Annotated in this window: 7 protein-coding genes; all 7 read left to right on the top strand. The window is 61.4% G+C overall.

All coding sequences use genetic code 11. The annotated features are described in order from the left end of the window. Nucleotides 1-106: 106 nt before the first annotated feature. The 7 genes from AC3WWR_RS11535 to AC3WWR_RS11505 all read left to right on the top strand — a co-directional run bounded on the left by AC3WWR_RS11535 (nucleotide 107) and on the right by AC3WWR_RS11505 (nucleotide 9,130). Nucleotides 107-874, top strand: coding sequence for a class I SAM-dependent methyltransferase (locus AC3WWR_RS11535; protein ID WP_083349499.1), 768 nt, complete (start codon nucleotides 107-109; stop codon nucleotides 872-874). 62 nt (nucleotides 875-936) lie between these two features. Continuing rightward, nucleotides 937-2,019 carry a 3-isopropylmalate dehydrogenase gene (gene leuB / locus AC3WWR_RS11530; protein WP_083349498.1) on the top strand — a complete coding sequence of 361 codons (1,083 nt, stop codon included), beginning with the start codon at nucleotides 937-939 and terminating at the stop codon, nucleotides 2,017-2,019. A gap of 69 nt (nucleotides 2,020-2,088) precedes the next feature. Continuing rightward, nucleotides 2,089-3,201, top strand: coding sequence for an aspartate-semialdehyde dehydrogenase (gene asd, locus AC3WWR_RS11525; RefSeq protein WP_007975660.1), 1,113 nt, complete (start codon nucleotides 2,089-2,091; stop codon nucleotides 3,199-3,201). 253 nt (nucleotides 3,202-3,454) lie between these two features. Further along, nucleotides 3,455-4,465 (top strand): aspartate-semialdehyde dehydrogenase, encoded by a 1,011-nt coding sequence (locus AC3WWR_RS11520; RefSeq protein WP_020795487.1) that lies wholly within the window; start codon nucleotides 3,455-3,457, stop codon nucleotides 4,463-4,465. A gap of 177 nt (nucleotides 4,466-4,642) precedes the next feature. After that, a complete protein-coding gene (locus AC3WWR_RS11515; RefSeq protein WP_492598709.1) occupies nucleotides 4,643-7,330 on the top strand; it encodes a motility hub landmark protein FimV in 2,688 nt (895 codons plus the stop codon). A 285-nt stretch (nucleotides 7,331-7,615) separates the two neighbouring features. Continuing rightward, nucleotides 7,616-8,440 carry a tRNA pseudouridine(38-40) synthase TruA gene (gene truA, locus AC3WWR_RS11510; RefSeq protein WP_033039317.1) on the top strand — a complete coding sequence of 275 codons (825 nt, stop codon included), beginning with the start codon at nucleotides 7,616-7,618 and terminating at the stop codon, nucleotides 8,438-8,440. A gap of 63 nt (nucleotides 8,441-8,503) precedes the next feature. Beyond that, the gene (locus AC3WWR_RS11505) at nucleotides 8,504-9,130 is read left to right on the top strand and encodes a phosphoribosylanthranilate isomerase (RefSeq protein WP_020795484.1); all 627 of its coding nucleotides are present in this window, start codon (nucleotides 8,504-8,506) and stop codon (nucleotides 9,128-9,130) included. The last annotated feature ends 64 nt before the right edge of the window (nucleotides 9,131-9,194 follow it).

Raw genomic sequence — 9,194 nt, 5'->3', positions numbered from 1 at the left:
AGATGTGTATAAGAGCCCCCAAATGCATTCCACTGTGGGAGCGAGCCTGCTCGCGAAGAGGCCCGAACAAACACCACAAGACTCAACCCCAAAAAGGAAGTCCCCCATGACCAGCACCGCCCAGCACAGCCAGGTAGTCCAAAAGCAATTCGGTGAACAGGCCGCGGCCTACCTGAGCAGCGCCGTACACGCTCAAGGCACCGAATTTGCGCTGCTACAGGCCGAACTGGCGGGGCAGGGCGAGGCGCGGGTCCTGGACCTGGGCTGCGGTGCCGGTCACGTGAGTTTTCAGGTGGCCTCGCTGGTCAAGGAAGTGGTGGCCTACGACCTGTCGCAGCAAATGCTCGACGTGGTCGCCGCCGCCGCCATTGATCGGGGTTTGAACAATGTGACCACGGTCAACGGCGCCGCCGAGCGACTGCCGTTCGCCGATGGCGAGTTCGATTTCGTTTTCAGCCGCTATTCGGCGCACCATTGGAGCGATCTCGGCCTGGCCTTGCGGGAAGTGCGCCGGGTGCTGAAACCGGGTGGCGTAGCGGCTTTCATCGACGTGTTGTCACCAGGCAGCCCATTGTTCGACACTTACCTGCAAAGCGTCGAAGTGCTGCGCGACACCAGCCATGTGCGCGACTATAGCGCCGGTGAGTGGTTGCGCCAGGTCAGTGAGGCGGGGCTGCATACCCGCAGCACCAGCCGCCAGCGGCTGCGATTGGAGTACAGCTCCTGGGTCGAGCGCATGCGCACGCCACAGGTGATGCGCGCGGCGATCCGCGAGTTGCAGCAGTCGATGGGTAACGAAGTGCGCGAATATTTTGAGATTGAAGCCGATGGATCGTTCAGTACCGATGTGTTGGTGCTGATGGCTGAAAGATAAGCGACTAACAGACTTTTTCCGGGAGCGCCCGAGGGCGCACCGACTGATGACATGAGGAACGCATGAGCAAGCAGATTCTGATTCTCCCAGGTGACGGTATTGGCCCGGAAATCATGGCCGAAGCGGTCAAGGTGCTGGAACTGGCCAACGACAAGTTCGCCCTGGGCTTCGAGCTGAGTCACGACGTGATCGGTGGCGCGGCCATCGACAAGCACGGCGTGCCTTTGGCCGATGAAACCCTGGAGCGTGCCCGCGCGGCGGACGCCGTACTGTTGGGCGCGGTGGGCGGCCCGAAATGGGACACCATCGAGCGTGACATCCGTCCTGAACGCGGCCTGCTGAAAATTCGTGCGCAACTGGGCTTGTTCGGCAACCTGCGTCCGGCGATCCTGTACCCGCAACTGGCCGAGGCTTCCAGCCTGAAACCGGAAATCGTTGCCGGCCTGGACATCCTGATCGTTCGCGAGCTGACCGGCGGTATCTACTTCGGCGCGCCACGTGGCACCCGGACCCTGGAAAACGGCGAGCGTCAGTCCTACGACACCCTGCCATACAGCGAAAGCGAAATCCGCCGCATCGCCCGTGTCGGTTTCGACATGGCCATGGTCCGCGGCAAGAAGCTCTGCTCGGTGGACAAGGCCAACGTGCTGGCCTCCAGCCAGCTGTGGCGTGAAATCGTCGAGGAAGTGGCCAAGGATTACCCACAAGTCGAGCTGAGCCACATGTACGTCGACAACGCTGCCATGCAACTGGTGCGGGCACCGAAGCAGTTCGACGTGATCGTCACCGACAACATGTTCGGCGATATCCTGTCCGACCAGGCGTCGATGCTCACCGGTTCCATCGGCATGCTGCCGTCGGCATCCCTGGACACCAATAACAAAGGCATGTACGAGCCGTGCCACGGTTCGGCACCGGACATCGCAGGTAAAGGCATCGCCAACCCGTTGGCGACCATTTTGTCGGTGTCGATGATGTTGCGCTACAGCTTCAACCAGCAGGCCGCCGCCGATGCCATCGAAAAAGCGGTAAGCCTGGTATTGGACCAGGGCTTGCGCACCGGTGACATCTGGTCGAACGGTTGCACTAAAGTCGGTACGCAGGAAATGGGCGACGCAGTAGTCGCCGCGCTGCGGAATCTGTAATCTCTCGGGCCCGCTGCCTGATTTCACCCCCTAAAGCAGCGGCCCACATTTCAAGAAGGTGTAGTTGCGATGAAACGTGTAGGTCTGATCGGTTGGCGCGGTATGGTCGGTTCCGTGCTCATGCAGCGGATGCTGGAAGAGCAGGATTTCGATCTTATCGAGCCGGTGTTTTTCACCACTTCCAATGTCGGTGGCCAAGGCCCGTCCGTGGGCAAGGACATTGCTCCGCTCAAGGACGCTTACAGCATTGAAGAGCTGAAGACCCTCGACGTGATCCTGACCTGCCAGGGTGGCGACTACACCAGCGAAGTCTTCCCGAAACTGCGCGAAGCCGGCTGGCAGGGTTACTGGATCGATGCCGCCTCCAGCCTGCGCATGCAGGATGACGCCGTCATCGTGCTGGACCCGGTGAACCGCAAGGTCATCGATCAGCAGCTGGACGCGGGCACCAAGAACTACATCGGTGGCAACTGCACCGTCAGCCTGATGCTGATGGGCCTGGGCGGCCTGTTCGAGGCTGGCCTGGTGGAGTGGATGAGCGCCATGACTTATCAGGCGGCCTCCGGTGCCGGCGCGCAGAACATGCGTGAACTGATCAAGCAAATGGGTGCGACCCATGCCGCTGTTGCCGATCAACTGGCCGATCCGGCCAGTGCGATCCTCGACATCGATCGTCGTGTGGCGGAAGCCATGCGCAGCGACGCGTACCCGACCGAAAACTTCGGCGTACCGCTGGCTGGCAGCCTGATCCCGTGGATCGACAAGGAACTGCCGAACGGTCAAAGCCGTGAAGAGTGGAAGGCCCAGGCCGAGACCAACAAAATCCTCGGTCGCTTCAAGAGCCCGATCCCGGTGGATGGCATCTGCGTGCGCATCGGCGCCATGCGCTGCCACAGCCAGGCGCTGACCATCAAGCTGAACAAAGATGTACCGATCGCCGATATCGAAGGGCTGATCAGCCAGCACAACCCTTGGGTCAAGCTGGTGCCGAACAGCCGTGAGACCAGCATTCAGGAACTGAGCCCGAACAAGGTTACCGGCACCCTGAACATCCCGGTTGGCCGCCTGCGCAAGCTGAACATGGGCTCGCAGTTCGTCGGCGCGTTCACCGTCGGCGACCAGCTGTTGTGGGGCGCTGCCGAACCGCTGCGTCGCATGCTGCGGATCTTGCTCGAGCGTTGATCGATTGAAGCCATGAAAGAACCCGCGCCTTGAAAGAGGTGCGGGTTTTTTTATTCCGGCAATCTGATGTTGATGGGGTGTTTATACCGACCCCTTCGCGAGCAGGCTCGCTTCCACATCAGACCGCAATCAACTGTGGGAGCGGGCTTGCCCGCGAAGGGGTCGGTACAGCCACAGCAAAATCCGGCAGAATTGCCTGCATGCCCCCCACCCGGTAAAGTGCCGCTCCCCCCGTTTCGCCAGAGGTAAAACCATGAGCCAGACCCTTGATATTGCCGTGATCGGCGCCACCGGTACTGTCGGCGAAACGCTTGTGCAGATCCTCGAAGAACGTGATTTTCCGATCGGCAGCCTGCATCTGCTGGCCAGCAGTGAATCCGCCGGCAGTTCGGTGCCGTACCGCGGCAAGAACGTACGGGTGCGTGAAGTCGATGAGTTCGATTTTGGCAAGGTCCAGTTAGTATTTTTTGCCGCCGGTCCAGCGGTGACATTGAGTTACACCGCGCGTGCCACGGCGGCCGGTTGCTCGATCATCGATCTGTCTGGCGCCTTGCCGGCCGAGCAAGCGCCACAGGTGGTCCCGGAAGCGAATGCTTCAGTGCTGGCCGGCCTGAAAAAGCCCTTCCAGGTCAGCAGCCCGAGCCCGGCGGCCAGCACCCTGGCGGTGCTGCTCGCACCCCTGCTGGGGCTGCTCGATTTGCAACGCATCAACCTGACCGCCTGCCTGGCAGTATCGGCCCAGGGCCGCGAAGCCGTGACAGAGCTGGCCCGGCAAACCGCCGAATTGCTGAACGTTCGCCCACTGGAGCCAACCTTCTTTGACCGGCAGATGGCTTTTAACCTGCTGGCCCAGGTCGGCAAGCCGGACGAACAGGGCCATACCCTGCTGGAAAAGCGCCTGGTGCGTGAACTGCGTCAAGTCATGGCGTTGCCTTCATTGAAGATTTCCGTCACTTGCATTCAAGCCCCGGTGTTTTTTGGCGATAGCTATAGCGTGACCTTGCAGTGTGCGAGCGATATCGACCTGGCAAAGGTCAACGCCGCGCTCGAGGACGCTCCCGGCATCGAGTTGGTGGAAGCCGGCGATTACCCGACGGCGGTCGGCGATGCGGTAGGGCAGGATGTGGTCTACGTTGGTCGGGTGCGCTTGGGGATCGACGAACCGTCGGAACTTAATGTGTGGCTGACGTCAGATAACGTACGCAAAGGCGCGGCGCTCAATGCTGTGCAGGTCGCCGAGTTGTTGATAAAAGACCTGCTGTAAAAGATACTTCCCAACGAGCGTCATGCTTGGCCGTAATGTCGAAGGCGAGCCGCCCTGAAGGGCTTTGCAGGGCATGCATGAAACGATCGCGCGCGGCGACCTTCGCCCGCGCGCAATGCCTTACGGCAGCGGCTATCTGCCTCGCTGGCCGAGGAATGTGAAAACTAAGGATAAGCTATGGTTCAAGTTCGCAAACTGGTGTTAGCAATAGCGGCCGCCTCGGCGCTGTCCTCCGGTATGGCGCATGCCCTCGGGCTCGGGGAACTGACCCTGAAGTCGACGCTGAACCAGCCGCTGGTGGCGGAAATCGAGTTGCTCGACGTCAAGGAACTCACCGCTGCCGAAGTGGTGCCGAGCCTGGCTTCTCCTGAAGATTTCGCCAAGGCCGGTGTCGACCGCCAGGCGTTTCTCAACGACCTGACCTTTACTCCGGTACTCAACGCCAGCGGCAAAAGCATCCTGCGCGTCACCTCCAGCAAACCCCTGACCGAACCGATGGTGAAATTCCTGGTTCAGGTGATGTGGCCCAACGGTCGACTGCTGCGCGATTACAGCGTGCTGCTCGATCCGTCCAAATTCTCGCCGCAGACCGCTGACGCGGCTGCGCAAGCTGCACCTGTTCAAACCGGTACCACGCCCGTCACTGGCGCGACCAAACCGTCCGAATACACCACCACGCGGCGCGACACCCTGTGGGAAATCGCCGCGAAGGCGCGTAATGGCGGTTCGATTCAACAAACCATGCTAGCCATCCAGGCGCTGAACCCGGATGCCTTCATCGATGGCAACATCAACCGGCTCAAAACCGGCCAGGTATTGCGTCTGCCCGATCAGGCGCAAAGCACGAGCTTGCCGCAATCGAAGGCCATCGCCGAAGTGGCTGCACAAAATACCGCCTGGCGTCAGGGGCGTCGTTATGTCGCCAAGCCTGGAGCAGGCCAGCAGCAGCTTGACGCCACCAATCGGGGTCGCGGTGAAGCCACTTCATCGCAAGCTGGCCAGGACAAGCTGAGCCTGGTTTCCGCCGAATCCGGAAAAGCCAAGGGCAAGGGCGTCGCAGGCGATGCCAAGGCCTTGAACAACCAGCTGGCGGTGACCCAGGAAAGTCTCGATACCAAGCGCCGCGACAGTGCTGAACTGAAAAGCCGCATGACCGATCTGCAAAGCCAGATGGACAAGCTGCAACGCCTCATTGAGCTGAAGAACAACCAACTGGCCAAATTGCAGGCCGAAGGTGCGGCAGGAGCGCCTGCGACAACTGCGACCGCTGCGGCGATCCCGGCTGAGCTGCCCGCTGATCCTGCGGCAACGCCTGCCGAAGCGCCGGCTCCGGTTCCGGCCGAAGCAACGGCCCCCGCGCCTGTTCCGGCTGAAGCGACGCCTGCTGCGGCTCCGGCAGAAACACCGATCGAATCGAAACCTGCAGCCTCCGATGAGCAGAAATTCAATGAGTTGCTGACCAATCCGTGGCTGCTGGGTCTGGCGGGTGGCGGGGCAGTGGTGGTGTTGCTGTTGCTGCTGTTGCTGGCCCGTCGCCGCAAAGCCCAGCAGGAAGCCGAGAAACATCTGCGCATGGCCCGCGCCCTGGCCGAAGAGCAGGCGTTTTCCTCCGAGCTTGACCTGTCAAAAGGCATCTTCGATGACCTGGAGGATGCGCCACCGAGCCCGAAACTGGCCACTGCACCGACTCCAGCGCCAGCTCCCGCCCCCGCCCCCGCTCCGGTGATTGCTCCGGTCGTGGTCACGCCGCCGATTGCCGCGCCACTGGTATCGCCCGCCGCCGAGCATTCCGACGATGTGTTGGGTCGCGCGCAGTCGCACATCGACGGCGGTCGGTTGAACCAGGCTGCCGCGCTGCTTGAAGAGGGCGTCAAGCAGGAGCCTCAACGCAGCGATTTGCGCCTCAAGCTGATGGAAGTCTACGGTTTGCAGGGTGATCGCGACGCGTTCGTGGTCCAGGAGCGGCAGTTGGTCGCCAATGGCGACAATTATGCCCAGGTGGAAAAACTCAAGAGCCGCTTCCCGGCCATGGCGCTGGTCGCTGCGGGCGGTATCGCCGCTGCCGCCGCTGCTGCCGAGCTGGACGCACAGTACGTCAAGGACCTGTTGCTCGACGAGCCTCAGGCGCCGGCTGCATTCGATGACGATTTTGACAGCGCGTTCGACTTGAGTCTGGATGACCTGGAAAATGTCACGCCGGTAACACCGGTCGCGGTTGAGCCGGCACCCGTACCAGCGCCTGAGCCTGAGCCTGAGCCGGAAACAACCCTGGCCGATCTGGAAGATTTCCCGCTGGACGATGACCTGAGCTTCGAGTCGGTCTTGCAGCAGCAGACTGAAATCAAGGAAAACCTCGATGACCTGTCGGAGTTCGATCTGGATATGGACCTCGGTGGCGAGCCAACGCCCGCGATCCTGGCCGAGGACGACTTCCTGCTGAGCCTGGATGAAGATGTCAAGGACCTGCCGGCGGCGCCAGCGCCGGACGTGCCACAAGTGACCCTGGACGATCTGGACCTGCCGGCGGATTTCGATTTGTCGCTGGCCGATGAGATGGACGTTCCGGCGCCTGAGCAGGCATTTGGTACTGAGCTGGATGACGTCAGCGCCGAATTGGAAAGCCTGTCCCAGAGCATCAGTGAGCCAAGCTTCACGGTGGATGACGCCCTGGCAACCGTGGATGATGAGCCGGAATTCGATTTCCTGTCCGGTACCGACGAGGTCGCCACCAAGCTCGATCTGGCCCAGGCCTACATCGACATGGGCGATAACGATGGCGCGCGTGACATCCTCAACGAGGTGGTGACCGAAGGCGACGACGGGCAGAAGAGCGAAGCGAAGGAGATGCTTGCGCGCCTGGCTTGAGTGATTGAGCGGTCGGTTGTAAGCAAAGCGGCAGCCCATTGAGGCTGCCGTTTTTGTTTGCCGCGGTGATGCGATGGCGTCTGCGAGGCCGCTTTCGCGAGCAGGCTCGCTCCCACAGACACCAATCCCCCTGTGGGAGCGAGCCTGCTCGCGAAGGCGACAGCCGATTCGCCACAGTACCTGCTGTTGTACTGGCGTCCCCGCTCGGCAGCCTTATAATGCCCCCCTTTGCGTACATCAGCAGGCTGTCACTCCTTGGCAAACATAGATAACCCGGCCGCCGAAATGGCGGCCGACGGCTTTTTCCGGATCGCGTTGGGCGTTGAATACAAGGGCTCGCGTTATCGTGGCTGGCAGCGCCAGGCCTCCGGCGTGCTCACGGTGCAGGAAACCCTCGAAAACGCCTTGTCGAAGGTGGCCGACTCTCCCGTTTCGCTGCTGTGCGCCGGGCGTACCGATGCCGGCGTGCATGCGTGTGGCCAAGTGGTGCACTTCGATACGCAAGTCGAGCGTTCGATGAAAGCCTGGGTCATGGGCGCCAATATCAATTTGCCGCACGATGTCAGCGTCAGTTGGGCCAAGGTCATGCCGGCGCATTTTCATGCCCGGTTCAAGGCCATTGCCCGGCGATATCGGTATGTGATCTACAACGACCAGATCCGTCCGGCGCACCTGAACGAGGAAATCACCTGGAACCACCGTCCACTGGACGTCGAGCGCATGGCCGAAGCGGCCCGGTACCTGGTGGGCACGCACGATTTCAGCGCTTTCCGAGCCGGCCAGTGCCAGGCCAAGTCGCCGATCAAAGAGCTGCATCACCTGCGAGTCACGCGCCACGGCAAGATGATCGTGCTGGATATTCGCGCCAGCGCCTTCCTGCACCACATGGTGCGCAACATCGCCGGCGTGCTGATGACCATCGGTGCTGGCGAGCGTCCGGTGGAGTGGATGAAGGAAGTGCTGGAGAGCCGGATTCGCCGTTCCGGCGGGGTGACGGCGCATCCGTTCGGCCTGTATCTGGTGCAGGTCGAGTACCGCGACGAGTTCCAGTTGCCCGAGCGTTACATCGGCCCACATTTCCTTACCGGTTTCAGCGAACTTGACGGCTGACGCCTTCGAACGCTTTTGTTACCATCCGGGACTTTCCCGGATTTACCGTGAGGATTTATCGACATGCCAGCCGTTCGCAGCAAGATTTGCGGGATTACCCGCATAGAAGATGCGTTGGCGGCGGTCGAGGCCGGGGCCGATGCCATCGGCTTTGTGTTCTACGCCAAGAGCCCGCGGGGCGTGACGTTCCAGCAGGCGCGCGCGATCATCAAGGCGTTGCCGCCGTTCGTCACCACCGTGGGCTTGTTCGTCAACGCCAGCCGCTGCGAGCTGGGAGAAATCCTCGACGCCGTACCACTGGACCTGCTGCAGTTCCATGGCGATGAAAGTGCAGCGGATTGCGAGGGCTGGCATCGTCCTTACATCAAGGCGCTGCGGGTCAAGGCGGGGGATGATATCGCGGCCGCTTGCGCTGCTTATCCGAGTGCCAGCGGTATTTTGCTCGACGCCTATGTCGAAGGTGTTCCCGGTGGAACCGGCCAGGCGTTCGACTGGTCATTGATACCGCAAGGCTTGAACAAGCCGATTATCCTGGCGGGCGGCCTGACTCCGGAAAACGTCGCCGAGGCGGTGGCGCGGGTTCGACCTTATGCCGTGGATGTGAGTGGCGGGGTAGAGTCGAGCAAGGGCATCAAGGATCACGCAAAGATTCAGGCGTTTATCAAGGCAGTCCGTGGCAGCTTGATGTGACGGCTGGCAGACTGCCGCCGTCCACTGCACTGTACAAAACGGCTGAGGATTGATGGGTTGTACG

It is taken from the genome of Pseudomonas sp. EB271-G4-1, from assembly GCF_058791355.1.
The sequence above is the reverse complement of the archived record's forward strand: the minus strand, read 5'-3'. Positions and strand labels throughout refer to the sequence as shown.

Bases quoted from the DNA above. Each gene is read 5' to 3' on its own strand.
- AC3WWR_RS11535 (WP_083349499.1), top strand. From the start codon at position 107: ATGACCAGCACCGCCCAGCACAGCCAGGTAGTCCAAAAGCAATTCGGT.
- AC3WWR_RS11520 (WP_020795487.1), top strand. From the start codon at position 3,455: ATGAGCCAGACCCTTGATATTGCCGTGATCGGCGCCACCGGTACTGTC.
- AC3WWR_RS11515 (WP_492598709.1), top strand. From the start codon at position 4,643: ATGGTTCAAGTTCGCAAACTGGTGTTAGCAATAGCGGCCGCCTCGGCG.
- leuB (WP_083349498.1), top strand. From the start codon at position 937: ATGAGCAAGCAGATTCTGATTCTCCCAGGTGACGGTATTGGCCCGGAA.
- AC3WWR_RS11505 (WP_020795484.1), top strand. From the start codon at position 8,504: ATGCCAGCCGTTCGCAGCAAGATTTGCGGGATTACCCGCATAGAAGAT.
- asd (WP_007975660.1), top strand. From the start codon at position 2,089: ATGAAACGTGTAGGTCTGATCGGTTGGCGCGGTATGGTCGGTTCCGTG.
- truA (WP_033039317.1), top strand. From the start codon at position 7,616: ATGGCGGCCGACGGCTTTTTCCGGATCGCGTTGGGCGTTGAATACAAG.